Genomic DNA, 26,521 nt, shown 5'->3' with positions numbered 1-26,521 from the left:
CGGTTGTTGGCGGCGGTAGCCAACTCGTTTTAGACCCGCCAGCCAAACTTAGCCCTATATTTCATGTATCATTCTGGATCTACTCAATTGAAAGCGAGCATAAAAATGTATCGTTATTTTATTCAACCACAATTAAATAAAATCAATAAAACACTGATCGGCTATGAACTCTTAATGAAGAAAAGAACAACTGCCGGTTGGCGGCCACCTAAGCACTTTTCCGATATACCAGCTAAGATCATCGCGGATACCTTGATCGCGACCACTGAACAATTAGCGTTAAAGATCGGGTCGGTTTCAGTGAACCTTAACCGAACGCAATTAATGGATCCCCAGATCACCCAGGCGATCATTCGTTCACAGGCCCTGTTGCGCCCAGTCAAGTTAATCGTCGAATTAACCGAAGAACCTGGTGACGAGCACTGGCCAACCACTCAGTTACTGGCCCAAATAGAAAAATTTACGCTGCGGGGAATGGAGATCAGTCTAGATGACGTTGGCACTGGTGAAAATAATTTAACCCAAATTAAAGCATTGTTACCTTATACAACTGAAATTAAATTTGCCTTACAAGATTTTTCAGAATCATTTCAAGATGAGGCATTCCAACAAAACGTCATTTTTTGGCGTGACTTAGCCGCTAAACACAACCTACGCTTTATTTTAGAAGGTATTGAAAATGCGGCTGATGATGCTATTGCGGATCGGTTAGCGATCGACATTCGCCAAGGTTACTACTACGGCAAGCCGCATTTACTAAAGCTAAAAGCGACGGATGCTGAATAACGCCTTTTATTAGCAGGTACCGGCTTTAAATTAAGGAGTTAAATAAAGGACTACGGCATTAGACGAATGTCGTAGTCCGTATTTTTCGATCAATAGCGCTGCAATATATTACTGCCGTCAATTTTGCCGGTTTGAAGCTCGTTTATTATTTCTGTTGGTTAGCCGTAACACAGCCTTGTACCATGTACAGTGAATGTAACCAATTTTGTTCCATTTGCTCACGTGCAGCAATCGTATCATCTGCGGCGATCGCAGCAATGATCTTCTCATGTTCACGCACAGCAACTGGTTGTTCCACATTGAGTTGGTCCAGATAAAAATTCTCAATTCGTTGGGCGTGGGCATTCACTAATTGTGAAAATTCACTAACATACGGATTGGCCGCGATCTGTAAAATCAGATTGTGGAAGGCGTTATCTGCTGTTAAAACTGCTTGCGGCTGATTTTGGATCTGCGCTTGTTCATATTGGTGATTAAGGTCAGTTAATTGTTCAATTTCAGCTGGTGTGATCTTAGCAGCAGCTAATTCCGCGGCCAAACTTTGTAGCGCAGCCAATGGCCGGTAAATCGTACTGATCTGGTCAGTGGCCACTGCAGTGACTCGAGTTGCACTGCGGGGGATCATTTCCACAAATTCTTGCGTGGCTAATAATTGTAACGCTTCCCGGACCGGGGTTCGACTAACGCCAAACAAAACGGCGATCGCTTGATCAGAAATCTTTTCACGTGGCGCTAATGTTCCGGTGATGATCCACTCGCGTAACTGCTGATAAACACGATCCTTCGCGTTAAGCTCAGTAGTGATCGAGATCTTCTTAGGTAATGGCATAACAAAGTCCTTTCTAAACGGTTCTGATATATCAGATTATAGTATTTTTTAATTTAATTCTCAAGTTTATTCACTTAAAATAACGCCGACGCAACTTGCCCCAAAACGTTGGTAGCTGCACTCCTAACTTCTGTAACCTGCCTGAACACAAAGATAATTCTGCCAGTCAAACCTGCAGCCGGCCCCAGTGCTTGCAAAGAAGCCTTGCCCAAAATAGTTGGTCAAATTTGCTTCAACAACTTTAACGCCGAGCAAAATTTTTTAGCAGCGTATATAACCAATAATTGACGCGACTGTCACTAAAATTACTGGTAACGGTCGTAGTGCGCACTGCCGTCTATCATATTTAACATCACTGTTAAAATTTTCACGATAACCTTACTTATATTGCAGGTCACTAACAAGCCCGAATTTTAAGGTTCTACTACTTTGTCTTAATGCAAAACCAATAAAGTATTAAGTAAATTATAATTTAGTCCGCTACGCTAATAACTTATTAATGTGACCGTTGACACGGCTTAAAAATAGTGTAGTATTAAAAATAAGTTAGAACCATTAAGCTATGAAGAGAAGAGTAGTTTGTGAATTTCCCCAGCGAGCTTCTACTTGGTGCAATGAAGCGTTATTTCACAAATGAAGATGAACTTGGAGCTATACTGGACAGTTGCATAGCTATCTCCGGTCGTCGGCAGGCGATATACTGCACAGTCTATGACTGAATGAGGTTCAAATCGCAAGGTTTGAATAAATCTGGGTGGTAACACGTCATTACGTCCCGACATTGCTTTTTGCAGTGTCGGTTTTTTATTTGGAGGTGACTTTATGAGTTGGACTATTATCCAACAAAGTATCCCGGTTTTCGTGCAAGCCTTTTGGCTAACGCTTAAACTTTCATTTTACGGTATTATTGGTGCGATCATTGTTGGTTTGATCGCCAGTTTTCTACGTTACTTCAAAGTCCCTGTATTACGCCAAATCAGTGCGGCCTACACGGAGATTTCCCGTAACACGCCATTATTGATCCAACTATTTTTCATCTACTACGCTTTTCCCGAAATTGGTATCAAAATATCAGCAACAGCAGCTGGTATCAGCGGTCTGATTTTCCTTGGTGGTAGTTACATGGCCGAGGCGATCTACGGTGGATTGCAAGGGGTCGCTAAGATTCAAGTTGAATCTGGCTTAGCAATCGGCTTAAGTCGCGGTCAGCTGGCCCGTTATGTTGTCTTTCCCCAAGGTTTGACTTTGAGTGTCCCTGCCATTGCCGCTAACGTGATCTTCCTGATCAAAGAGACTTCGATCTTCACGGTTATTGCCATTCCAGAACTCACCAACACTGCGTTGGACCAGATCGGTTTGTATTATCATACCGACGAATCGCTGTTCGTCTTAGTCATCGCCTATGCGATCATTTTGATCCCACTATCACTGGCATTGACTTGGTTAGAAAGGAGGGCGCGTCGTGGCTCATTCGGGAATTAACATTTTATTTGCTGGTCAAAATTTCACCCGCTTATTAGGCGGCTTGTGGGTTTCGGCCAAAATTTCGATCGTCTCCTTAGTCATCGGTATTTTATTAGGGCTCTTATTAGGGGCCTTACGAACTTTAAAAAATCCAGTTTTACGAACTATTTTACGTTTATACTTAGAATTTTTCCGGATCGTGCCCACCGTGGTGCTGCTGTTTTTGTTCTACTATATCTTACCTAAGAATTTTAACGTCAACCTGAGCGCTCAAATTGTGGCAATGTTAGTCTTCGCTTTGTGGGTTGCCGCAGAAATGAGTGATATTGTGCGCGGTGCCTTGATCTCAGTACCACGGCATCAAAAAGAAGCCGGCATGGCCATCGGCTTAAACGGACCGCAACTTTACCGCTACGTACTTCTACCACAAGCCGTTGGTCTGATGATCCCGGCAACGATCAATTTGATGACCCGGGTGATCAAAACGACTTCGTTATTACTATTGATCAGCGTTATGGATGTGGTCAATATTGGTCAGCAGATCATTGAAGCAAACCGGCAAGTCTATCCCAACGGCGCCTTTTGGGTTTATGGGTTGATCTTTATTTTGTACTTCTTACTCTGTTATCCCCTATCGGCCTGGGCACGTCACCTTGAACGCCGCCAAAACAACAACGCTTAATTACGAACAGGAGGAACATTATGGCCACGCCATTATTGCAAGTGGAACATCTCGAGAAGTCATACGGTGATGTCCACATTTTACATGATATCAATTTAACGATCGCCACCGGCAGCGTCACTGTCTTATTAGGGCCCTCTGGTTCTGGTAAAAGTACGTTGATTCGCTGTCTCAACGGTCTAGAAGATTTTCAAAGCGGCCAGTTGACCTTTTCGGGACAACCAGTCACACCAAACGCTAAAACTTGGCAGCAACTACGCCAAAAAATTGGCATGGTCTTCCAAAGTTATGATTTATTTCCAAACTTAACCGTTCTCGACAATATTTTGTTGGGGCCGCTAAAGGTGCAACATCGTTCCAAAGCCGAAGCGCAGGAACAAGCAGTTAAATTATTAAAGGAGGTGGGGCTAGCCGATTACCAAGATGCGTATCCACGGCAACTTTCCGGGGGCCAAAAACAACGAATCGCTATCGTCCGGGCATTAGCATTAAATCCTGAATTTATGCTTTTTGACGAGGTGACAGCATCACTTGATCCAGAAATGGTGCGCGGGGTTTTGGAAGTTTTACGCAACTTGGCACAGCAAAAAATGACAATGTTGGTGGTCACGCATGAAATGAATTTTGCCCGTGAAATCGCTGATCAAGTGGTTTTCTTAGAGGAAGGTCATATTCTTGAGCAAACACCGGGACAACAGTTTTTTGCTAATCCGCAAACTGAACGGGCACAAATTTTTCTTAACAGTATGGATTTCTAACACAGCACTTATTTTGTTTACTTAAAATTTGGGGGGGAAATTTTCATGAAGAAACATACACGCTTACTGGCTGCCGTTTTGGCCGTCATTACCTTACTTGGTTTGTTCGCGACAACTTTTTCACAGCCGGCTAAAGCTGCGGAAACGACTAAAATCAGCACGATCAAAAAACGCGGCACGATCAAAATCGCCGTTTTTGGTGACCTGCCACCTTATGGCTGGGTCGATAAAAACGGGAAACGCCAAGGCTATGATATTGCCTTAGCGAAACAAGTCGGTAAAGATCTTGGCGTTAAAGTTAAATACGTTCAAGTCAACGCAGACAGCCGGGTCGACGCCCTTAACTCCGATAAAGTTGATTTAGTCTTAGCTAATTTCACCGTCACACCAGAACGGAAACAAGTTATTTCATTTGCTAAGCCTTACATGAAGGTTTCCATCGGGGTTATTTCACCAAAGAGCAAACCGATCACCAAGGTCAGCCAATTAAGTGGCAAAAATCTGATTGTCAACAAAGGAACTACGGCTGAACAATACTTCACCAAAAATTCTAAAGGGGCAACCTTACAGAAATACGATTCAAAGACACAACAGTTCAACGCTTTGAAGAATGGTCGCGCGGCAGCCTTAGCCGATGACAACTCATACTTGTACGCTTGGGTTAAGAACAATCCTAAATATACCGTTGGGATCAAGCACTTAGGTCCAAATCAGTACATCGCTCCTGGGGTTAAAAAAGGCAACAAGAGCTTGTTGAAGTGGACCAACAAAGAAATCACTAAGTTGAACAACAACGGTTTCTTCGACAAGAATTACAAACAAAACTTGAAACCATACTTTGGCTCTGACGTTACCGCTAAAGATATCGTTATCAAATAATCACCTATAAAAAAGCACTGATGAAAATTCACTTTCATCAGTGCTTTTTGCGTTAAGAACTCGACCTGTTTGCCTAAGGCCGCCTGGCAAGGCGCCGGCAGTGGCCCAAATCTAACGTCTTCTATGAGTCTAGTCTTGAGAAAAAACCACTAATTTTAGTGACCCTGCTTCTTTAGATCGTTAATTCAATTTGGTTGCCTTCTGGATCAAGCACAACACTTTCATAATAACCATCACCAGTAGTCCGCGGACCATTAATGACTTGAAAAGCTGCAGCCGCTAATTTAGCCGTTAGCGCATCCACTGCCGCCGAATCACCTAGACTGAACGCCAAATGTGTATAGCCTTGAACCAAGGTGGTGGGATGTTCACTAACATCCGGTCGCTGCATCAACTCTAAGCGTGTTTTACCGGCAAAGCTCAGAAAATAAGTGGCTAAGCCAGTCTGCGGATTTTCGTAACGCGAATTGGCCTGAGCATTAAAATATGCTTCGTAGAAAGTACGCATTTTTTCTAAATCATTAACGTAGATCGCCACATGTGTAATTTGCATTGGATCACTCCCCCTAATCTAATTTTCCGGTCGGCATAACTTGAAAATCTGCCTATTATTGTAATTGATATCCGTTACAATAACCATCAATTGACCAGCACTGCTGTGCAGCAAACCAACTAATTTATGAAAATAATTACCAAAAAGGCTTGAAATTCCTTTCACAAGCTGCTATGCTTTGGGCGTCGAGAAAGGAAGCGGTTCCACTGGGTTATCAATAATTTGCCAAACGTCACATCCATTTTCTTGAAGCGGTCTACTTTAAAGTATACGAAAGGAAGGATTGCATCTAATGGCCTATCAATCAATTAATCCTTATACTAATGAGTTGTTAAAAACCTATCCCAACGCAACTGATGCCGATCTAGAAGAGGCATTGGCTAATGGCGATAAACTGTATCATCAATGGCGCAATGAGTCCGTTGCATCACGGGCACCTTATCTGAAGAAAATAGCAGAGTTATTACGAGCAGAAAAGGTTGAATTTGCAACCATTATGACCAAAGAAATGGGTAAATTATTGACTGAAGCGGTCGGCGAAGTTGAACTTTGTGCCAATATTGTTGATTGGTACGCCGATAATGCCGCTGAACTTTTAAAACCAACACCTTTGAAGACTGATGCTGGTAAAGCCTACTATGCTAAGCAAGCGACTGGGATCATTTTCTCAGTTGAACCATGGAACTTCCCACTGTATCAAGTCGTTCGGGTGTTTGCGCCTAACTTTATGGTGGGGAACCCAATGATCCTCAAACACGCCTCAAACGTCCCTGGTTCTGCGGATGAATTTGATAAAATCGTCCAAAAATCCGGTGCACCAAAAGGTAGTTTTAAAAACTTATTCGTTACTTACGACCAAGTTGATAAAGCCATTGCCGATCCCCGTGTCGCTGGTGTCGCCTTAACCGGTTCCGAGCGTGGTGGTAGTTCGGTTGCTTCTGTTGCTGGTAAATATTTGAAGAAATCTTCAATGGAACTTGGCGGCAACGATGCCTTCGTGGTTTTAGATGACGCTGATTTCGATCTTGTTAAGCAAGTTGCGACTAACGCCCGGCTTTATAATGCCGGCCAAGTCTGCACGTCGTCCAAACGCTTCATCGTTATGGCTGATCTTTACGATGACTTCCTGAAAGCTTTGAAGGCAGGCTTCGCTGCGGTTAAACCCGGTGATCCGTTGGATAAAAACACCACTTTTGCACCAATGTGCATGAAATCCGCCAAAGAAGACTTGGAACAACAGGTTAAAAAAGGTATTGCCGCTGGTGCCAAGGTCTATTATGAACATCCAGTTGACTTACCTGGCCAATTCTTCCCACCGACGATTTTAACTGACATCGCCAAGGACAATCCATTGTACAATGAGGAAATGTTTGGCCCCGTTGCGGTTGTCTATAAAGCCGAAACGGAAGAAGAAGCCATTGCCATTGCCAGCGATTCCAGCTATGGCTTAGGTGGTTCTGTTTTCTCTAGTAATCCTGAACACGCCAACCAAGTTTCCGAAAAAATTGAAACTGGGATGTCGTTCATTAACTCCGGTTGGATGAGCTTACCGGAATTACCATTTGGTGGGATCAAGAACTCCGGCTACGGTCGTGAATTAAGTCATTTAGGGCTTTTCACTTTCGTTAACGAACATTTAGTTATTAATTCCACAATCAAATAGCCTGCTGCGGAACTTTATTAGCAGGGCTAGACCATTTTCAAGTGTTTTTTCGATTACTTCAGCGCTACCCTATTAAAAATTAACTGAAAAAACGCGGCTTACCCATTTAAGTCGCGTTTTTTTTAGTTAGCATGATTAGCGACTCACAAGACGGTTATTGATGATAAAAAATACCATTCGCAGCAATAGACCAATTTAGCCCAGCTTTTAAAAATAGCTTTAATTAGTTAGCGTTTATATGTGAATTAGAACACTATACCATTAAAAATAAATTGATCAAAATGCTTGAATCCGTTTTCTGTAACCGCTATAATCGAAACTACATGAAAGGGAGGTTACACAATGGCATATCAATCAATTAATCCTTATACCAATGAAGTACTTAAGACATACCCTAACGCAACTGACGCAGAACTCGAACAAGCGCTGGCTGCTGGCGATAAATTATATCATCAATGGCGCAACGATTCGGTAGCGTCGCGGGCACCTTACTTGAAGAAAGTTGCTGACTTGTTACGGGCGGAAAAACAAGAACTATCAACGATCATGACCCAAGAAATGGGCAAATTGCTCAGTGAAGCTGAAGGCGAAGTTGACTTATGTGCCAATATCGTCGACTATTATGCCGATAATGCGGCGGAACTGCTTAAACCAGTTCCCCTAAAAACCGCGGCTGGCAAAGCTTATTATGCTAAACAAGCAACCGGCGTTATTTTCGCGGTTGAACCTTGGAATTTTCCACTTTACCAGATCGTTCGGGTCTTCGCACCTAACTTTATGGTCGGTAATCCTATGATTCTTAAACATGCTTCTAATACACCTGGTTCAGCAGATGCTTTTGATCGCTTAGTTCAAAAAGCAGGCGCACCAGTAGGTAGCTTTAAAAACCTATTTGTCAACTACGCACAAGTAGCGCAGGCCATCGCTGACTCCCGTGTAACGGGGGTTGCCTTAACGGGCTCTGAACGTGGTGGCAGTTCCGTGGCGGAAACTGCTGGTAAATATTTGAAAAAATCATCGATGGAACTTGGCGGCAACGATGCCTTTATTATTTTAGATGACGCTGATTTTGATTTAGTCAAAGAAGTCTCACCACAGGCAAGACTGTATAATGCTGGGCAAGTTTGCACGTCCTCCAAGCGGTTCATTGTACTAGCCGATCGCTACGATGAATTTTTGGAAAACTTGAAGGCCGGCTTTGCGGCAGCTAAACCTGGCGATCCGCTAAAAGCGGATACTACTTTAGCCCCGCTCTCTTCGAAGAGTGCTAAAGAAAAATTAGTTGGTCAAGTCAACAAAGCAGTTGCGGCCGGTGCTAAAGTTTATTACGGCAATCAGCCAGTCGATCTACCCGGCCAATTCTTCCCACCAACGATCTTAACTGATATTTCCAAAGATAACCCGATTTTTAATGAAGAAATGTTCGGCCCAGTAGCGGCGGTTTATAAAGTCGAAACGGAAGAAGAAGCGATCGCTTTGGCCAATGATTCTAGCTACGGATTAGGCGGTTCGGTCTTCTCGAAAGATCCTGAACACGCTGCACAGGTGGCGGAACAAATCGAAACTGGCATGTCCTTCGTTAATTCTAGTTGGTTATCCTTGCCAGAATTACCATTTGGCGGGGTCAAAAATTCCGGCTACGGTCGGGAATTAAGCGACTTAGGTTTGACGACGTTTGTTAACGAACACTTAGTTATCAACGCAACGGAAAAATAAGCAATACGAAGCGATCTACCTCGGTGGCAGATCGCTTTTCATTTTCCAGCACTTTCAACATAAGGGGGAAGCAAATGACTAAAAAAGTGATTCTTCAACTGGCCACCACCATCGACGGCTATATTGCGGATAATAACGGTAGTGTTGATTGGATCGACCAAACCGTCGGCTTTGATCTTGATTGGGGCTTTGAGCAATTCATGGCCGGCATTGATACGATCATCATGGGGGCTACTTCCTACCACACTGCACTGACCATCAGTGCTGAATTCCCTTACGCAGAAAAAGAAATTTATGTGCTAACGCATCAAAAAATGACTCCTGTACCTAAACGCCATTTTATTAGCGGCGATGTTGTTGAGTTAGTCCGCCATTTACGCCAACAAACTGGTCAAGCGATCTGGATCTTTGGTGGAAGTGCCGTGATTCAGCCACTGATCGCCGCCGACTTGATCGACGAATACCAACTGTTTACGGCGCCGGTTATTTTAGGCCAGGGCGTTCCCCTTTTTAGCCAACTTAAGGTGCCATTACTATTGCAACTGAAATCAACCACGGTTTTCGGCCCCGGCGTCATGGTCACTTATGAACGTAAAAAAGCCTAGTGCACTAGGCTTTTTTGCTTGCTTCCGCCACTAAAGCTAGTCAATAGATTCTGCATTTGTAGGCTACATTCTAATTGGAACCACATTTGACTATCCTTAAGGTCTAAGCCGGTTAAATAACCGATTTTGTGTAGTCGATTCAGCAAGGTATTGCGGTGGATAAATAGGCGCTCTGCCGTCATCGTTTGCTTGCCACCACAGCTGATATACTGTGCCAGTGTTGCTACCAACTCGGTTTGATTCGCTAAGTCATATTCTCGCAATTGTTGCACCCCGGGATCGATGAAGGCCGTCAATACATCGCGTTGCTTGATGCGATCCAACATAATAGCAAAATAATAATCACGACAGAAAAGTACTTGTGCGTGGTCCTGCAGCTGTAAACTTAACTTTTCGGCATGCCGCGCAATCACGTATTGTGCCTTCGTTGCAAAAAAATCATTATAACAATTTGAAATGATCATTTGGCACTGTAATTGTTGTTGCAGCTTAGCCCAAGTGATCTTTTTTAATGCCGTCAAAGCGCCGGGCAACAACGCCACTACCCGTTCTTGATAAACCACGACCAATGCCTCCGGAAACGCTGTCCGTACTTTTTGACACAGTTGCGTCAATTCAGTTTTAGCACTGAGCACCACTAAACACATGCTCCGGGGAACCGTATAGCCGATCACTTGTGTATTCACTTTAACGGCATTAACGTTGATCCCTTCCAGTAGATCATTAAGTAATTGTGCCTTTACCGACACCTGATAATCTTTAAACGCTGCGGCATGACCTAACAAGTTACTTAAAACCTGCCCCACTCGTGGTAGTAATTGCCGTTGCGCGGCAGAAAAAGGCTGTTGATCATCAAACATGACGATGAAGCCTACTAGATCATGTTGAAAATACAGCCGCGCCACTAAGCGCTGATACTGCGATGCAGGACAAGGAAACCGATAGCTTGCCTGTGCTGAGGTTGTGGTTTGCGCCAACATTTTTTGAATGCCCCGAATAAAGTCGATCCGTGAATAACCTTGATCAATATTCTGCTGCCATAATGGATCAGGAAATGGAAAAGTGTGGGAATAGGCTAACACACGATAATTATCGTCAATGATCATTAAAGTATTATTAAGCTGTTGCGCCGCATAATCGATCACGTCCTGGTAATCATGGCCCAAACTGCGCTGTAAAATATGTTCAAATTGCACTTCTTGTTGCCGTTCAACCGCCAATAGTTCGTTGGCATAATTAAACAAGGCGATCAGCGCCTGATTACTTAAACTCACTTCCGATTGTGCCGCACAAGGACAACGGACCACTGCTTCATTAGTTTGCTGCGTGATGTAATTTAATAATTTTAACGGCCCGGTAGCTGCTTGTTCAATATATAGTGTATGCGGTTGCTTGCCTATACCAATTTGAATTGCGTTGATATCATCGTCTTGCCGAATTTGAATTGCGGTTAAAATAAATTTTTGCGCTAGTTTGTGTAATAATTCGCTATATTTCATATTTGGATACTCCTTGTCGCCCTAACAGCCTAGGCAGTTTGCACAGTTTCGCTCCTAAAAACTAGACTAACTGTACCTTAAGCATAACAATAAGCTGTGCTATTGTGAAGACGTATTCAGATATTATAACGTAATCAAGTTGATTTTTTCACAAAATAAGGAGGTTTTCTTGATGACTGCATTTCCGAAACTCTTCCAACCTGGACAAATCGGTAAATTACCGTTGAAAAATCACGTGGTAATGCCGGCAATGGGCGTTTCATTAGCACGTACCAATGGTGAAGCCAGTGATGACATCATTCGTTATTACGCTGAGCGTGCCCGAGGCGGTGTTGGTTTGATCATTACTGAAGTCACCCGTATCGACGATAAAACTGGGGTCGCTACATTTAAACAATTAGCCGTCACTGATCCTAAGCAGATCCCCCAACTGCAACGCCTGGCCGATGCCGTTCATAAATACGACACTAAAATTTTTGTTCAGTTACATCATCCCGGTCGCGAAACAACCTCGCAATTACTAAATGGCACGCAGATCGTTGGTCCGTCCGCCATTGCGGATAAAACGGTCAAGGAAGTTCCACGCGCTTTGTCAACGGAAGAAGTACAAGCGTTGGTCAAAGCCTTTATCAAAGGTGCCGTGATCGCCAAAACTGCTGGGATCGATGGCGTCGAAATTCACGCCGCCCATGGTTATTTGATCAATGAGTTTCTGTCGCCTTATTCCAATCAACGGACCGACCGTTACGGTGGCAGCTTCCACAATCGACTACGCTTCCTCCAAGAAATAATTGCTGGGATCAAATACATGTGTGGCGCTGACTTCCCTATTAGTGTTCGGATCAGTGCAGATGAATTTGTGGCCGGTGGCTTGAAAATCGCCGACAGCGTTAAAATTGCGCGTACTTTAGAAAGCTATGGTATCGACGCGATCAACGTTTCCAGTGGGATCTATGAAAGCGCACCAACGATCATTGAACCTGGCTCATACGCCCAGGCGTGGAAAAAAGGGTTGGCAAAAGCAATCAAAGCCAACGTCAGTATTCCGGTGATCGCAGTTAACAATATCAAAACACCAGAAGTCGCTGAACAACTATTAAATGAAGACGTTTGTGATTATATTGGTGTGGCCCGCGCTAACTTATGTGATCCAGATTGGACACGCAAAGCCGCCGCTGGTCAAAGCGATCAGATCACTACTTGTATTGGTTGCCTAATCTGCTTCGAGGCAATGCAAGCCGGCAAACACATTATTTGTGCAGTCAATCCACGGTTAGGTCGGGAACGTGAATTTGCTGCTTTAAATCGTAATGGTCAACAGCGTACTGTTGCGGTTATTGGTGGTGGCCCTGGTGGTATGACCGCCGCTAGAACCCTAGCCGAACGTGATTTTAAAGTCGCTTTATTTGAACAAGATAAGGTTCTTGGGGGCACTTTAAATATCGCCGATAAACCACCATTAAAAGATAAGTTGACCTTGCTCAACCAGCAGTTGACTAATCAAGTAGAAGCTAACAAAAACATTACGATCCACCTCAATGAAAAAGCCACCGTTGAAAAAATTCAAGCCTTACAACCGGCGGGTGTTTTCGTTGCTAGTGGTGCTAAACCGATCATCCCCCAATTACCTGGTATGGGGGGTAAAAATGTGATCACCGCCGAAGCTTATCTCAGTGGTCAAGCTAAAGTCACTGGTAAGGTAGCTATTATCGGTGGTAGCATGACTGGCCTAGAAACCGCCGAAAAATTAGCTGGTGAAGGTCATGACGTCACAATCATTGAAATGTTGGCCAAAGTTGGTACCGGTGTCAATCCAACGATCCTCATTGATTTAATGCAACGTTTAAATAAATATCAGCCAACGATTTTAACGGGCAAACGTTTGATCGGTGCCGGCGAGCATGGAGTTAAAGTACTCGATATGATTAATCATGGCATGGCCGATGTTGCTGCTGATACCGTGATCCTAGCCTTAGGGGTCACTCCTAACACTAGCATTAGCGCACCATTTAGCGCCGCCTTTGCAGCAACTAAGATCATTGGCGATGCGCAGGTTGGTGGACGCATCGCTGAAGCAATGCGCGATGGCTACACCAAAGCTTACGTTTTTGATAATGATTAAGCACTAACCATACTTGTAGAACTTTACCTTAGTATTTAGGAGGTATTACTAATGAAAGACTTTAAAAATCGCGTTGCCTTAATTACAGGTGCCGCACATGGCTTTGGTGCTGAACTAGCACAAGAAGCTGCCCGGCGCGGAATGAAATTAGTTTTAGCCGATATTGATGAACCTGCCTTAAAACGCTCGGTACAGCAAGTGGCGGACCTCGGTGCCCAAGTAGAAAGTATTGTCGCCGATGTTTCTTTGGAAGAAGACGTCGACAAAATGGTCAAGGCTGCTATGGCTCGCTTTGGTCAAATCGACTTACTGATCAACGACGCTGGCATTGCCCTTGCCGGCACGGTATGGCAGATACCTTCCCGTGATTGGGAATGGATCATGCACGTTAATTTGATGAGCCAAGTTTACGCGATGCAACGTGTGATCCCGATCATGCTCAAACAAAAAACACCTTGCCACATTGTTAACGTTGCTTCGATCGCTGGTTTGATCGACACCCCCGGAATGCCCGCCTACCATGCAAGTAAGTTTGCCAGCGTTGGTTTAACTGAAGCTACGGCTTACGACTTACAGCGGGCCGGCGCTAACATTAACTTATCAGTTATGTGTCCTGGCTTTGTTCAAACTGATCTGTATCACACTGAAGATCGACGGCCTGAACGCTACCAAGCCCCAGATGATCCTTATTATCAAAGCCCAACCTTTAAGGCGGGGCAACAAATGGCTAAGTACGTGATCGAGACTGGAATGCCGATCGATTCGATCGCCTTAACCGTTTTCCAAGCAATTGAAGATGATGAATTCTACATTCTGACCCACCCAGTTTTCAATACCTTGATCGGCGATCGGGTCAAACGGATCGTCAACGGTGACAAACCTGATGTTTCAGTTATGGATGGTTTAATGTAGCATTACCAAAAGGAGGGTTACTACAATGAGTAGTTTTCTTATTGATCCTAGTGAAATGAAACAATTCTTAGTTCGGCCGCGCCTAGATGACCAAGAAGGAATCATGTTCGCATACGCTGCCCCGGCCGAAGTTTTAGCCAAATTATTACCGCCACCACTAAAATTAGTAGCACCAATGGTTTGCGGCTACATTGTCCAAATGGGTAAACCAAGCTTCGGCGGCCCCTATTTAGAAGCCGTTCTCTATGTGTTAGCCAATTACCGGGATAAAGTCGTCGGCGCCTATCCATTTAATTTAATGTTACATGGCCCTGGTGCCGAAAGTGGCATTATTTCCGGCCGTGAAGGTGCCGGGATTCCCAAGAAAATGGCCGATCGTATGGAAATTCGCCGCAATGATCAACAGGCCACTGCCTTCGTTGAACGGCATGGCGTGCGTTTACTGGAGGTCACTTGGACTGCAGGTACGCCGAATGATCCGAAAACGGCCCAGCAAGTGTTTAGTCAAATGAAACTAAACAGCCAAGTTGAGCAGGCTAGCCTCTTTTATAAATACCAAATGGATCAAGCCGAAGATGGCACCAACACCTTCCACGATGCTCAACTGGTCAGCACGCAACAATCTGCCATCACCGACCGCTTAGAACCAGGTCGCTTAAGTATCAAAGTTGCCTCTTCTGAAGATGATCCTTACGGTGAATTGAAGGTCGTTCAACCGCTAGGAGCTGCCTGGTATCATGTGGCTTCCTCAGTGATGCACAACACGATCAAATTAGAAGACGCTGACGCTGATAAAGTAATGCCTTACTTAGTCACTGGCCGTTACGATCGCGGTATCGTCAATCCACACGCTACTACTTTTATTATTTAAGCACTAGAAAAGGCTACTGCAGATAACACCCCTGGCAGTAGCCTTTTTGTGGCCAAATAAATTGTCAACTGCGCACAAAGACCATATACTGAACCTGTATCTATTATAAGCGAGGTGCGTCGAATGAAAATTCGTTTTGATGATGCCGCGATTGCTAAGCTCAACCCCCACTTAGCAGCCGACAAAAAATTATTGTTAACTTTTGAAGATGGGGTTGGCCCGTATTCGCAGCACGCAATGATCCACATGCAGGTTCAATTTTCGATCAACATTATTGCGGCAACGATGTCAACTGCTGGTTACGATCAGACGATCACCAGTAATCTAGGTGATTTACTGGTCAAAGGTTATTCCATGGACAGTTTAGACGAAAATATGGTGGTCCACTTAAACCCTAATCTGAATACCTTAAGCCTTTCTGGTGACGGCGGTCTGATCGACAATAATCTTGGTTTGATCGATTTTACTACGGCTGATGGCCTTAAGGATAATCCGGCCAAATAAATAAACAGCGAGTTACTGTATGTGTAAGTGATACAGTAACTCGCTGTTTTTAAGCTTATTCCACCATTGCTAAGCTATCCGCGTCGAGAATACGAAAACGGTTGACCGCTAATTTTTCAATTAAGCCGTTATCCGTAAATTCCCGGAACTTACGGCTAATGGTTTCCGGCGTTGTTCCTAAATAACTGGCGATATCTTTTTTCTTCATCGGTAATTTAAAATCGTCTGTTTTATCACCAGCGGTTTCCAGTAGGTAATTAGCTAACCGTTCTTCGATCGAAGCCGTTGTCGCTTGTGTTGACTGTTCAGCCACACTGGCCAACCGTTGCCCAAACGCATTAAGAATGTTTAAGGCCAATTGCGGTGATGTTTGTAATTGTTTTTGAAAATCTTGGCGGCGGATCATACAGACGTCAGTTGGCGCTAATGCAGTGCCAAAGTTTTGGCGGGTGCTATTTGTAAATAACGCCGCTTCACCATCGAAATCGCCAGGATTCAGCAAGTACAGTAGCTGTTCTTTACCATTAGCCGCGATCTGGGTGATCTTAACTTGACCACCAGCGACGATCATCAGCGAACCAACGGTATCACCTGCGGCAAATAAGCTTTCACCAACCGCAAAGTGGCGCTGCTTCACTAATGGGGCAATCTCAGCTCGTTCGGTATCTGATAAGGTCTGAAAAATTGGAACTAATTTTATGCATTGTGCTGCGTGATCCGCATCATGTACCATGATTTCCGCCTCCATGTAAATTTAACTACATTATAAGACAAAACCACAGTAAAGAAATTGATTTAAATCAAGAATTACTTAGCTTTATTACGGCCGCTGAATTTCCCACCAAACAAGGCCACCGATCGCGATCAGCAAAACCAATAGAATGACAAACCCACCTTCAAAACCAAAGGCCCCACCATTGATCAAATCAAAGCCTAAATGCGAAGTGGTTTTTAATACCAAGGCGTCACTGACACCTCCGGAAACAGGTACCCCAAATAACGGTCCTTCCGCAAAATTCCACGCACTATGAAAGGCACTGACCACCCACAAATTATTGAAACGCAGGCGTAACAGCGCTAATAAAACGCTAAAGGCCATAATGTTGATAAACGCCAATATATTAATGCTACTGTTCAGCAAATGAAGCACGGCAAACAACAGCGAATTGACTAATACCGCCACAAATACGCGTTCGGTTTTTAATAATTTACCTAGCATGTAGCCCCGCGTCAGAATCTCTTCACTGAAACCTTGGATCACGTAGCCGCCAAACAAAATCACCAGCCACAGCCACATACCTGGACGTAAAACGGAATGAACCGCAGCAGCGTTCAGACCTAAAGTCCCTAACCAAACTAACGTGAAGAAAAATAGGCCAGCAAGATAGGCCCAACCATAGTGCCAAAGCCACTTTTTCCGTGGAAACGGCAGCACCGTTTGTGGATCGCGGTGCCGATAATAAAAATATAGTAACAGCACTAAAATGCCTGTGCTGAATAATTGATAAGCCACCGCACCTAAACCATGATTAAGCAATGGAATATGCTGGATTAATAGGTACTGGATCAGCAGAGCCAATAATTCCGCTAGAATAAACCAACCTAGCGTGATCAATGTGATCTGCGTAATCTTTTTAACGTGTTGCATGCTCTTCCCCCATGACCAAAAATAAAAAAATCACCTTTTACAGCTTACGCTAATTATGGGTCATTGTGCAATATTTTTTTAGCAAATCATCAGATTGCCGCCGACAAGGCAATAAAATAAGGGCCTGCTTAAGCCCTTATTGTTATTTAGTAAGTTGTGTTGGTGTAATACTGTGTGACCGCGCCATCCGTGTTATAGCTGGTACTACTATCATCATTGAAGAAAGCGGCATTTAATTTGTTCAGACGCGTGTTCTGATTGCTTAACGTTTGCTTAGATAAGCCTAACTGCGTCCGTAGCTCATCAGAAACTGACTGTAAGGTTTCCGTAGACGGTACCTGATATGAACTACCATTGATCGTCGCTGATTTTTCGGTCAGTTGCTTAGAAGTAACATTATCCAAATTACCCCGATAATCAGTGGCCAATTTAACCGCATCATTCAAAGTAATATCAGTCCGCAAATACGGTTCTAAGGTCTTCATCAACGCACTGTATTTGGTGATCCCGCTTGGTGTAGCTAATTTTTTCAAAACGGCCATCATCACTTGTTGTTGCCGCAATTGCCGGCCATAATCGCCACGAGGATCTTGATACCGCATCCGTGAATAGGCCAATGCCTGTTTGCCATTTAAATGGTGCCTGCCCTTGGTGATCGTCGTTCCATCAAAGGTCACATCGATCGTGGTTGTGATCGTGATGCCATCAACGGCGTTGACCACTTTTTCCAAACCACCCATGTTGATGGCAGCGTAGTAATTGATCGGCACATTTAATAGCTTTTGAACGCTGGCCTTAGCCATTTTAGATTCACCAATATTATAAGCGGCGTTTAGCTTCTGTACATTTAGCGACTTAGTACCAACCATTTCGGCCATGGTATCCCGAGCAATACTGTAAACCAAAGTTTTATGCGTATTCGGATTGATCGTGACCACCATGATCGTATCGGAGTTACCGCGACTAATGCGCCCATCGGCACCAGTATCCGCTCCTAACAGTAAGATTGAAAATGGTTTTTTCTTTTTAATTGAAGTTGCGTGTGTGCCGCCATCGTTGTCATAGATCTTATTAAACGTGGATTGGGTTTGATGCCACATCATGCCAAAAACCGCGCCGATCCCGATAACTAATAGCGCAACGATCGTCAAAGTGATTTTCAAACCTAAATGTTTATGCTGCTTATTCTTCCCAGCATTACGTCGTGATTGCTGATCCATTATTCCCCTAACCTACCTTTATTAAAGTTCATTATCATCATTAGTTTACCTGTTTTTAACGTTGATAGCTGCAATTTTGGGGAAATTTAAGAATTTGCTTGGCAAATTATCGCTAAAGTGGTAATTTATAGCTAACGTTAACCAAATAAAAAACAAGGTTAACCAAAAGGAGCGCTTTTATGAAAACTCGTGATATTACGCAAATTGCTGTTATGGTAGCCATCATTATTATACTCGGTTATATTCCGCCGATCCCCATCGGTTTAATCCCAGTGCCGTTAGTTTTGCAAAATATGGGGATCATCATGGCCAGCCTGTTATTAGGCCGCAAAAATGGCAGCTTAGCAGTTGGCTTATTTGTGCTCATGGCCTTAGTCGGTTTCCCCGTTCTTTCTGGTGGCAACGGTGGTGCCGCAGTTTTCGTTGGCCCCACAGCTGGTTATATTTACGCTTGGTTAGTCACGCCGTATTTATTGGGCAGTTTACTACATAGGCGCCATCAATTAGGGTGGGAAATTGGTGCGACGATTTTAGTCGGCGTCCTTTTTATCAACTTTGCCGGCGTGCTTTGGCTAAGTTTGACCACCCATATCACCTTAACCAAAGCAATTATCGGCGGTTTGCTTTTCCTGCCTGGCGATTTATTAAAATCCGGTGTAGCCATCGCTTTACATCGTCGTTTGCGGCAACTTGAACAATTTGCCGCACTCGAAAAATGAGCGCGCTGATTTGGGGGTTGGATCTAGATGCAGCCGGCCGCTGCCGTCACTACCATGGTCCAACCGATATTGTCGCCAATAAATGCGCACGTTGCCAACAATATTTTGCTTGCTACCAATGTCATGATGCGTTACGCGCTCATCACTTTGTCCCCATGCCGATCACGGCCGCCGCAAAAGTAGTCTGTTGTGGGAACTGCCGCCAACAGTTGACCTATGCCCAATACCAAACCGGCACCTGCCCTTTTTGTCGACACGCATTTAATCCGCAATGCGTCCGTCATCAGGCTATTTATTTTATACCGTCAAAATAATTTTACCGGTATGCGTTTGCAGCAACGCCGTATACGCAGCTTGCCCGGCGCTTAGTGGAAACTCTTGCGCTGGCGCTAGCTTGATCTGCCCCGTTTGTAGGTAGCTAAATAAGCGCTGACTGCGTTTCAAGCGCGCTGATCGATTACTTAAATAATCCCATAGATCCCCAGTCAATAGACTTTTAGACTGATTTAACAATTGCAGCGGATCAATTGGCGCCGGCGAACCGGCGGCCATACCAAAAAAGATCACTTTTCCACGTGGTCGCACAATTTTAAAACTAGTCTTCAAGGTTGTCCCAACGCCATCATACACCGTGGTGATTTTTTCTTGCTGCGCCTGTGCTAACCAATCACTATCCCGTAAGAAAACGCGGCGTGCACCCTGCTCTAATGCCAGTTGCCGCTTAGCTGCATTACCAGTGACTCCGAGCACATGCATCCCATCAGCTACCAACATTTGTGTCAGGATCTGCCCAACACCGCCAGTCAACCCGTGAACAAATACAGTACTACCAGGTTGATCACAGGCTAGATCATGAACCAAAAAATCAGCGGTCAGTCCTTGCAACGCAATACTGGCAGCTAATTTAAAACTAAGTGTAGCTGGTAACGGAATCAGTTGCGCCGGGGTAGCAACCACATACTCTGCTTGTGCTAACGTAACATCCGCAAAAAAGACCCGTTGACCGACATGATAATCGTGCACCTGCGCACCGACTGCAGCCACAACACCAGCCCCTTCGTAACCATTAATGTATGGCGTGTGTGGCTCAATATGATAATTGCCCCGTAATCGGTAAATATCAGCAAAGTTTAACCCACAAGCTTTCATTGCAACTAAGACCTGATCCGCATGAAGTTGCGGTTGGGGCAACTCACCGTATTGTAACTGTTCCACACCACCGAACTGCTTAAAAAATAATGCCCGCATCACCTCGTACCTCCAATATTATTTTATTCATTACGTAAGCTTATTATGAAATGTATTTTGTTGCCATTTCATAGTAAGCTTTTAATTTAAAGTGGGGGCTAAAAAGCCACCGGTTTAGCCCTACTGCTGATAAGCACCTGGAAAATTTAGCCAGCACCTTTTCAAGGCCCAGCTAAAAACCGGCTACCCCAATGGTGAAAGTATACCACGCCACAAAAAAACCAGCGTATGGGCGTACGCTGGAAAAAGGAGTTGGATTTTCATTACTTGGAGGGGTAATGAAAAAATTAAGTTTTGGGGTTAGGGATTAAGGTGGGGTCCTTATCTCTATGTCTATTACTATACTGGCAGAATGTGAATAATACGTGATGAAACTAACCAATAAAATTGAAAAAAAGATTATGAAAAGATTAAGTTAACTGAAACGCTATCAGCCCATAAAAAAACCAGCGTATGGGCGTACGCTGGAAAAAGGAGTTGGGTTTTCATTACTTTGGGAGGAGTAATGAAAAATTAAATTTTGGGGTTAGGGATTAAGGTGGGGTCCTTATCTCTATGTCTATTACTATACTGACAGAGTGTGAATAATGCGTGATGAAACTAACCAATAAAATTGAAAAAAAGATTATGAAAAGATTAAGCTAGCCTTGATCAATAAAAAAATACTTCAATGCTCTATCACCATGATATGTATATCCTTCTAATACAGAATTATTTAGATTGTACATTTCTGCAGATTTTATTGGATCTAACTTAAATGAATGACCCTTTTCTTTTGGTTCGAAGCACATTCTTCCAGATTCTTTTTGACTGGTACTAAAATAAAGTATAACTCCATTATCTTTTATGCTCGGTGGTATCAAATTCCATTCCTGCTTTTTAATTCTCTCCAATACTTCTTTAGTTAAGCGGACCAATTATTTATATTAACAATCGCGATTTATTAACAAAATAGCGTGCCCCGCGAACCAAAATTTGGTTGTCGGAGCACGCTATTATTTAGGATCATAATGGGCTTTAGCACTATATTGATTAACTTTAATTTTGATAATACCCACATACTCAACGTCATGTTCCTTAATGTTCGGCCAAGGGTGCCCAGTTTCATGCACCAGGATCGTCTGTAAAGCGTGTTGCTTAGTTGCAAGGTCAGTCACCAATTCTGCTTCACCAGTCCCAATAATGCTGCGGTAGGCAAATGAATTTTTACTGGGCTCACCATTGGTTGCTGGCATCAGATGACCACCATCATCGATCTCAAAACCAACTTTAGGTTGCTGGGCGATCAGATCGCGTTTGCGACCAGCTGGTGCACCGTGCAAATAAATAATCAACTGCTGCTCAACAAATTCAAAGCCGTAATTCGTGGGTACGACATACGGATAATCAGACGTTTGAATGCCCAGGTGGATCACGTGTGCAGCTTGTAAAATCGCCGCTATTTCGGTTGTACTGGTAACTTCTCTTTCTTTCCGCCGCATTAACTTCATCTTCTTCATCATTTTCCATTTAGTATAACGCTATTTACAGTGGCTGCCAGCACTTTTTAGGGCTTCAATTCATTTACGGTAAATAGCATATACACTGAAATAAGTAGTCATGCCGATGGAAGCAAGACTTAACGGCAGACCGAAATCTTGCCCGGTAATTAATAAAAACCCGGTAAGCACCAATAAGGCACCTAATAGTACCCAAAACGCACTGGCTGCTGCTAATAAACCTGTAGAGTTAGTCTGCCATCGTTTCATTGATCTTTCTCAGCCTGTAGCATCTGCAATTGCTTTAGCCCCGCAATGATCGCACTACGCGAATAATTATTTTGCTGTAGTTCGGTATCACTGCGCTGATTCAATGTATCGTAGAACCACACACTGAGTTTGAAAAAATCCCCTTCTGGCATAGCGTACTGCAGAGCTAGCAACCGTTTAGCTACGGCGGCGTATTGCTTTTTAGCGATCAGTTGCTGCAACTCAAGCTGATGGGGCAGCAGCGGTTCAGCCATGTGAAACACGATTTCAGTATCAGTATTATTTTTGCGTTGGCTCATAATATAACCAAGGCCCTCAGCGAAAGCCTTGATCTGGCGCATGATATAGTCACTTTCGTTTTGCATCACCATGGCTCCTTTTTTTCGTGCGGCCAATAACTAAGCTAATATTTATCTAAACAAGCCAATAATCGTCGGTATTAAATTAACCACAAATAGCGTCAGTGCAACGGCGCGCCCTAATTTAACGTTGTGCAATAAGTGGGTAAAGAATTCATAGATCAGCCAGGCAGTCACAATAGAACTGATTACGGCCAGAACCAGCGTCACGGTCTGGTTAATAACACCATTAGTGGCAATGATCGTTACTAAATGGACTAAACTGATCAACACACCAACAATACAGGTGGTCAAATAAAAGCTGCGTTTCGTGGCCGCCTTTGCCGTTGGCTCTTCATGCAGAACGCTACGCCAGATAAGATAGATTAGATAACCGATATAGGTGGAGAAAAACAGGCCAACGGCTAAGCCGACCGCTCCACTACCAAAGGTCACCCATTTGACCAGTGCAGGTGCATTGGCCAATAATTTCTTAGGCGGATAGACAAAGGCAACAAAGTAAGTCATTACCATACCGACCACTAAATATAAAGCAACCCAAATTTTTGTGTCATTGGCACTAACCTGACTAAACCATTTTTTCATGTTATTTCCCTCCAAATAAGTTGTGTGCCGCCTTTTTAACGAATGATCTCAATTAGATCCTTGCGGCTAGCGGCATTAGCTGGCATCACCCCGAAGACTAAACCAACGGCCGTGGAAACGCCAAACGCTAACGCAAAGCCACCAAAGCTAAAGCTGGCCTTAAACGGCATCACCGGCAGCGCGCTGACCCCTAACGCCAGCAACACACCTAGTCCGTAACCGATCAAGCCCCCTAAAATCGTCAAAGTCGCACTTTCTAATAAAAACTGTAGTCGAATGTCCTGTTGCCGGGCACCCATCGCGCGGCGAATCCCAATTTCAGTGGTCCGTTCAGCCACTGAAATGTACATCATATTCATCACACCGATACCGGCGATAAATAGCGAGATCCCCGCAACGGCCGAAACAAAGTAAGTGATCGCGTTTAGCACTTTGCCGAATGTATCCGCTTGGGCGGTTGGATCATTACTTTGATAGTCGCCTTGACTGCGCATACTGCCTTGGGCTTTCAGAATATGCAGTACCCGTTTATTCACGCGGCTGGCCTTAGCACCTTTAGTTAGCGACAACGTCAGTAGATCACCGGTGCGCTCGCTGCGAGTATAGTACTGGTGCACTTTACGCGGAATCGTGATGTTCGTCGGAATTTTGCCACTCATGGCGTCAGTGAAATTAACGCTGCTGGCTACTGAACTGCGGACACCAACGATTTCATACAATTGCTCGTCGACAGTAATCCCGTGGTGCAGCGCGTTAGTGGTGCCACCGAATAAACTTTTGGCTAAACCAGCATCGATCACTGCAACTTGATTACCAATTTCGTTGTCCATCGCGGTCAACCGCCGGCCAGCAATCACCTTGCTGCTTTTACCTTTGGTGTAATGAACCAGCACACTTTTAGTTTTATTCTTCACTGGTAACGTGAGCTGGGCATAATCCGCATCCGAACTACTCTGCTTCACTTTAGCGATGCCTTTGACTTGGCGCACTAAAGTCAGATCACGCTCGTTAAAGGGTTGTGCGCTGGTATTGGCAGTATCGTTAGGTGTATAGACGATCTGGGTTTCAACCTTGCCGGACTTGTTGCTGGTAATGCTTTTAGTCACCCAATTGGAAAAGCCATCGCCGATCGCTAAAATCGTCACAACGGCGGCGATCCCGATAATGATCCCTAACATGGTCAAAATACTGCGGCGTTTATTTTTTAAGATCGAACGCAGTGCGGTGGTCCAAATTTCAGCGAAGCGCATGCTGCACCCCCACAACTGGCTCATCGGCCGTGATCGCACCATCTAAAATTTTGATCAGCCGGTCACCGTATAACGAAACCTGAGGATCATGGGTCACTAAAACGATCGTGGTCCCCTCGTTGCGATTAAGGTCACGAAAAATCTGCATGATCTCCGCCGAAGTCTTAGTGTCTAGCGCGCCGGTTGGTTCGTCAGCGATAATAAATTTAGGCTGATGTACCAACGCCCGCGCAATGGCGACCCGCTGTTGCTGGCCACCAGAAAGTTCACTAGGGATCTTTTGACTACTGTTAGGTAAACCGACGCGAGTCAGCGCTTGCTCAACGATCGGCTTAGCGGCCCGTTTAGTCATCCCGCCATAAAGCAACGGTAGCTCAACATTTTCTAAAATCGTGTTGTTGCCGATCAACTTGAAATTTTGGAAGACAAAACCGACACTGCGATTACGGATTCGTGCCAACGTATTATCGCTGGCCTTTTGGTAGGACGTCCCGTTAAATAAGTACTCGCCTTCATATTGGCGATCAATAAAACCAATTAAATTGATCAAGGAAGTTTTACCTGCGCCGGACGGCCCCATGATCGACAAAAATTCGCCGCGATCGATGGCCAAATTAATATCGCGCAAGACCTGAAAGTTTTGCGCCCCATTTTGATAGTATTTATTGACGGCTTTTAACTCAATTAGCATTGACCGTCACCTCTTGCCCATTCTTTAAGTGCCGATCTGGGTTGGTAATGATCGTGGTTTTAGGTTGCAGACCGGACATTAAATGCCAGTAGCCAGCAACTTTCTTGACCACTACCTTTTGCCGGTAAGCCTTGTGTTTTTTGACCACATAAACATAACGCACGCCAGCCTTTTTAACTAAGCTAGCCGCTGGTAAACGAATCGTGCTCTGGGGAACGCGAATTTGTACATTAAAGCCATTAGTCAATTTATGGTCGATTTTTACAGTAAATTGATAGGTTGCGGCTTCACTGCCACCAGTTTGGGCCGCACTAGTTGTTTGGGCAGCTGCTTGCGGCGTTTGGTCGATGGTCACAATTTTGCCTTGATAATGATCGGTATTGCTGACGGGCAGGACAGTGACCGCCATGTCTTGTTTAAGCTTGGCGTAATCGTACTCGGTCACTTGACCGTCAATGATCTGGCCGTCACTAATGATCTGCATATCTGGAATACCAGTATTACTATTATTGGTGGTATCCAACGCGATCGTGCCGGCGATTTTAGCCGTTACTTGCGGATCTAGCTTTGCCTGTAAACGTGTCAAACTGTCATTGGTCTGTTGTAACGTCAATTGGTCCGCTGCTAGCGTATTCTGTGCCTGTTGCAACTGATCAGCCGCGCTACCAGAATCGGCAGCAGCACTATCAGTGCCACTGTCAGCGGTCACCGTTGCCGCCTGATTTGATTGCTTTTTCAACGTAGTGAGCGCCTGCTGATCATTTTGAATTGCCAGCTCGGTTTTCGCCACGGTCTGATTAGCGTCATCAATTTGACTTTGCACCTGATCATCGTGAAACGTCATCAAGACGGTGCCGGGATCAACGTGTTCCCCATTTTTAACGTTGATCGCCGTCAAAGTTCCCGTACTGCTAACGCCGGTCTCAACCGCGACTGTATCCTTCGCTGCTACTTTGCCCTTTAGTAACAGCGCGCTATCACGCTTGACCTGATAGGTCTGGTATTGCTGCTTTTGCGCCGCCCGCTGGCTATTCGCTTTCACTAAGCCCACCGCGACGATCACGCCTAAAACAAGTAAAACCCCCACTATGATCCAAAAACGTCCCCGTAATAATTTCTTCATCCAACTCTGACCTTGTTTGCTCAATAATTAACTTTTAGCTACCAGCAAACTTCCTTTCCTGTAGATTAATCTCCGCACAAATTCAAT

General features: G+C 44.4%; 28 protein-coding genes. 14 read left to right on the top strand and 14 right to left on the bottom strand.

Annotation, left to right across the window (positions count from 1 at the left end):
* Positions 1-105 precede the first annotated feature (105 nt).
* A complete protein-coding gene (locus tag FFM78_RS00425; protein WP_137636463.1) occupies positions 106-786 on the top strand; it encodes an EAL domain-containing protein in 681 nt (226 codons plus the stop codon).
* A gap of 145 nt (positions 787-931) precedes the next feature.
* Here the strand turns inward: FFM78_RS00425 and FFM78_RS00420 are convergent, their stop codons facing one another.
* Positions 932-1,615, bottom strand: coding sequence for a GntR family transcriptional regulator (locus FFM78_RS00420; RefSeq protein ID WP_137636462.1), 684 nt, complete (start codon positions 1,613-1,615; stop codon positions 932-934).
* 822 nt (positions 1,616-2,437) lie between these two features.
* Between FFM78_RS00420 and FFM78_RS00415 the strand changes: the two genes are divergently transcribed.
* From FFM78_RS00415 to FFM78_RS00400, 4 genes are read left to right on the top strand one after another with little or no spacing between them, the layout of a single operon-like run.
* Entirely contained in the window at positions 2,438-3,097 is a 660-nt protein-coding gene (locus FFM78_RS00415) for an amino acid ABC transporter permease (RefSeq protein WP_137636461.1), read from the top strand.
* Positions 3,078-3,761 (top strand): amino acid ABC transporter permease, encoded by a 684-nt coding sequence (locus FFM78_RS00410; RefSeq protein ID WP_137636460.1) that lies wholly within the window; start codon positions 3,078-3,080, stop codon positions 3,759-3,761. Before FFM78_RS00415 ends, FFM78_RS00410 begins: the two co-directional genes overlap by 20 nt.
* A 20-nt stretch (positions 3,762-3,781) precedes the next feature.
* On the top strand, positions 3,782-4,519 hold the full coding sequence (locus FFM78_RS00405) for an amino acid ABC transporter ATP-binding protein (protein ID WP_137636459.1): 738 nt from the start codon (positions 3,782-3,784) through the stop codon (positions 4,517-4,519).
* A gap of 45 nt (positions 4,520-4,564) precedes the next feature.
* Positions 4,565-5,398, top strand: coding sequence for a transporter substrate-binding domain-containing protein (locus tag FFM78_RS00400; protein ID WP_137636458.1), 834 nt, complete (start codon positions 4,565-4,567; stop codon positions 5,396-5,398).
* A 172-nt stretch (positions 5,399-5,570) separates the two neighbouring features.
* On the opposite strand, the gene FFM78_RS00395 is transcribed toward FFM78_RS00400, so the two are convergent.
* Positions 5,571-5,951 (bottom strand): VOC family protein, encoded by a 381-nt coding sequence (locus FFM78_RS00395; protein WP_137636457.1) that lies wholly within the window; start codon positions 5,949-5,951, stop codon positions 5,571-5,573.
* Between the two features lie 292 nt (positions 5,952-6,243).
* Between FFM78_RS00395 and FFM78_RS00390 the strand changes: the two genes are divergently transcribed.
* The 3 genes from FFM78_RS00390 to FFM78_RS00380 all read left to right on the top strand — a co-directional run bounded on the left by FFM78_RS00390 (position 6,244) and on the right by FFM78_RS00380 (position 9,935).
* On the top strand, positions 6,244-7,614 hold the full coding sequence (locus tag FFM78_RS00390; protein WP_137636456.1) for an NAD-dependent succinate-semialdehyde dehydrogenase: 1,371 nt from the start codon (positions 6,244-6,246) through the stop codon (positions 7,612-7,614).
* A 342-nt stretch (positions 7,615-7,956) separates the two neighbouring features.
* A complete protein-coding gene (locus FFM78_RS00385; RefSeq protein ID WP_137636455.1) occupies positions 7,957-9,330 on the top strand; it encodes an NAD-dependent succinate-semialdehyde dehydrogenase in 1,374 nt (457 codons plus the stop codon).
* A gap of 74 nt (positions 9,331-9,404) precedes the next feature.
* Entirely contained in the window at positions 9,405-9,935 is a 531-nt protein-coding gene (locus tag FFM78_RS00380) for a dihydrofolate reductase family protein (RefSeq protein ID WP_137636454.1), read from the top strand.
* Here the strand turns inward: FFM78_RS00380 and FFM78_RS00375 are convergent.
* Complete coding sequence (locus tag FFM78_RS00375) at positions 9,932-11,434, bottom strand: PucR family transcriptional regulator (RefSeq protein WP_137636453.1); 1,503 nt, start codon at positions 11,432-11,434, stop codon at positions 9,932-9,934. The genes FFM78_RS00380 and FFM78_RS00375 overlap by 4 nt on opposite strands.
* Positions 11,435-11,606: 172 nt before the next feature.
* Here FFM78_RS00375 and FFM78_RS00370 point away from each other — a divergent pair, with 172 nt between their 5' ends.
* The 4 genes from FFM78_RS00370 (at position 11,607) to FFM78_RS00355 (ending at position 15,843) form a co-directional block, all read left to right on the top strand.
* On the top strand, positions 11,607-13,556 hold the full coding sequence (locus FFM78_RS00370) for an NAD(P)/FAD-dependent oxidoreductase (protein ID WP_137636452.1): 1,950 nt from the start codon (positions 11,607-11,609) through the stop codon (positions 13,554-13,556).
* Between the two features lie 51 nt (positions 13,557-13,607).
* Positions 13,608-14,468, top strand: coding sequence for an SDR family NAD(P)-dependent oxidoreductase (locus tag FFM78_RS00365; RefSeq protein ID WP_137636451.1), 861 nt, complete (start codon positions 13,608-13,610; stop codon positions 14,466-14,468).
* Between the two features lie 25 nt (positions 14,469-14,493).
* Positions 14,494-15,339 carry an acetoacetate decarboxylase family protein gene (locus tag FFM78_RS00360; RefSeq protein ID WP_137636450.1) on the top strand — a complete coding sequence of 282 codons (846 nt, stop codon included), beginning with the start codon at positions 14,494-14,496 and terminating at the stop codon, positions 15,337-15,339.
* 123 nt (positions 15,340-15,462) lie between these two features.
* Positions 15,463-15,843, top strand: coding sequence for an iron-sulfur cluster biosynthesis family protein (locus tag FFM78_RS00355; protein WP_137636449.1), 381 nt, complete (start codon positions 15,463-15,465; stop codon positions 15,841-15,843).
* A gap of 55 nt (positions 15,844-15,898) precedes the next feature.
* Here FFM78_RS00355 and FFM78_RS00350 read toward each other — a convergent pair whose 3' ends face one another.
* From FFM78_RS00350 to FFM78_RS00340, 3 genes are all read right to left on the bottom strand, one after another.
* Positions 15,899-16,576 carry a Crp/Fnr family transcriptional regulator gene (locus tag FFM78_RS00350; protein ID WP_137636448.1) on the bottom strand — a complete coding sequence of 226 codons (678 nt, stop codon included), beginning with the start codon at positions 16,574-16,576 and terminating at the stop codon, positions 15,899-15,901.
* Positions 16,577-16,663: 87 nt separating this feature from the next.
* The gene (locus FFM78_RS00345; RefSeq protein ID WP_137636447.1) at positions 16,664-17,491 is read right to left on the bottom strand and encodes a CPBP family intramembrane glutamic endopeptidase; all 828 of its coding nucleotides are present in this window, start codon (positions 17,489-17,491) and stop codon (positions 16,664-16,666) included.
* 146 nt (positions 17,492-17,637) lie between these two features.
* Positions 17,638-18,711: an LCP family glycopolymer transferase gene (locus FFM78_RS00340; protein ID WP_137636446.1), complete on the bottom strand. Its 1,074-nt coding sequence runs from the start codon at positions 18,709-18,711 to the stop codon at positions 17,638-17,640.
* A gap of 179 nt (positions 18,712-18,890) precedes the next feature.
* On the opposite strand from FFM78_RS00340, the gene FFM78_RS00335 reads away from it, so the two are divergent.
* Entirely contained in the window at positions 18,891-19,430 is a 540-nt protein-coding gene (locus FFM78_RS00335) for a biotin transporter BioY (protein ID WP_137636445.1), read from the top strand.
* The gene (locus FFM78_RS00330) at positions 19,427-19,744 is read left to right on the top strand and encodes a CHY zinc finger protein (RefSeq protein ID WP_137636444.1); all 318 of its coding nucleotides are present in this window, start codon (positions 19,427-19,429) and stop codon (positions 19,742-19,744) included. The genes FFM78_RS00335 and FFM78_RS00330 overlap by 4 nt, the downstream gene beginning before the upstream one ends.
* On the opposite strand, the gene FFM78_RS00325 is transcribed toward FFM78_RS00330, so the two are convergent.
* From FFM78_RS00325 to FFM78_RS00290, 8 genes are all read right to left on the bottom strand, one after another.
* Entirely contained in the window at positions 19,728-20,678 is a 951-nt protein-coding gene (locus FFM78_RS00325) for a zinc-binding dehydrogenase (protein ID WP_137636443.1), read from the bottom strand. The two genes, FFM78_RS00330 and FFM78_RS00325, sit on opposite strands and share 17 nt — an antisense overlap.
* Positions 20,679-21,673: 995 nt before the next feature.
* On the bottom strand, positions 21,674-22,159 hold the full coding sequence (locus FFM78_RS00320) for a pyridoxamine 5'-phosphate oxidase family protein (protein WP_137636442.1): 486 nt from the start codon (positions 22,157-22,159) through the stop codon (positions 21,674-21,676).
* Between the two features lie 78 nt (positions 22,160-22,237).
* The gene (locus FFM78_RS00315; protein WP_137636441.1) at positions 22,238-22,426 is read right to left on the bottom strand and encodes a hypothetical protein; all 189 of its coding nucleotides are present in this window, start codon (positions 22,424-22,426) and stop codon (positions 22,238-22,240) included.
* Positions 22,423-22,791 (bottom strand): DUF6483 family protein, encoded by a 369-nt coding sequence (locus FFM78_RS00310; RefSeq protein WP_137636440.1) that lies wholly within the window; start codon positions 22,789-22,791, stop codon positions 22,423-22,425. Before FFM78_RS00310 ends, FFM78_RS00315 begins: the two co-directional genes overlap by 4 nt.
* A gap of 45 nt (positions 22,792-22,836) precedes the next feature.
* On the bottom strand, positions 22,837-23,370 hold the full coding sequence (locus FFM78_RS00305) for a hypothetical protein (protein ID WP_137636439.1): 534 nt from the start codon (positions 23,368-23,370) through the stop codon (positions 22,837-22,839).
* Between the two features lie 35 nt (positions 23,371-23,405).
* On the bottom strand, positions 23,406-24,620 hold the full coding sequence (locus tag FFM78_RS00300; RefSeq protein WP_137636438.1) for an ABC transporter permease: 1,215 nt from the start codon (positions 24,618-24,620) through the stop codon (positions 23,406-23,408).
* Positions 24,607-25,311: an ABC transporter ATP-binding protein gene (locus FFM78_RS00295; protein ID WP_137636437.1), complete on the bottom strand. Its 705-nt coding sequence runs from the start codon at positions 25,309-25,311 to the stop codon at positions 24,607-24,609. Before FFM78_RS00295 ends, FFM78_RS00300 begins: the two co-directional genes overlap by 14 nt.
* Positions 25,301-26,434, bottom strand: coding sequence for an efflux RND transporter periplasmic adaptor subunit (locus tag FFM78_RS00290; RefSeq protein WP_137636436.1), 1,134 nt, complete (start codon positions 26,432-26,434; stop codon positions 25,301-25,303). Before FFM78_RS00290 ends, FFM78_RS00295 begins: the two co-directional genes overlap by 11 nt.
* Positions 26,435-26,521 lie beyond the last annotated feature (87 nt).

This window comes from Loigolactobacillus binensis (assembly GCF_005405165.1).
Taxonomy (GTDB): domain Bacteria; phylum Bacillota; class Bacilli; order Lactobacillales; family Lactobacillaceae; genus Loigolactobacillus; species Loigolactobacillus binensis.
Note: the sequence above shows the minus strand (reverse complement) of the source record. Positions and strands in the feature narration are given on the sequence as shown.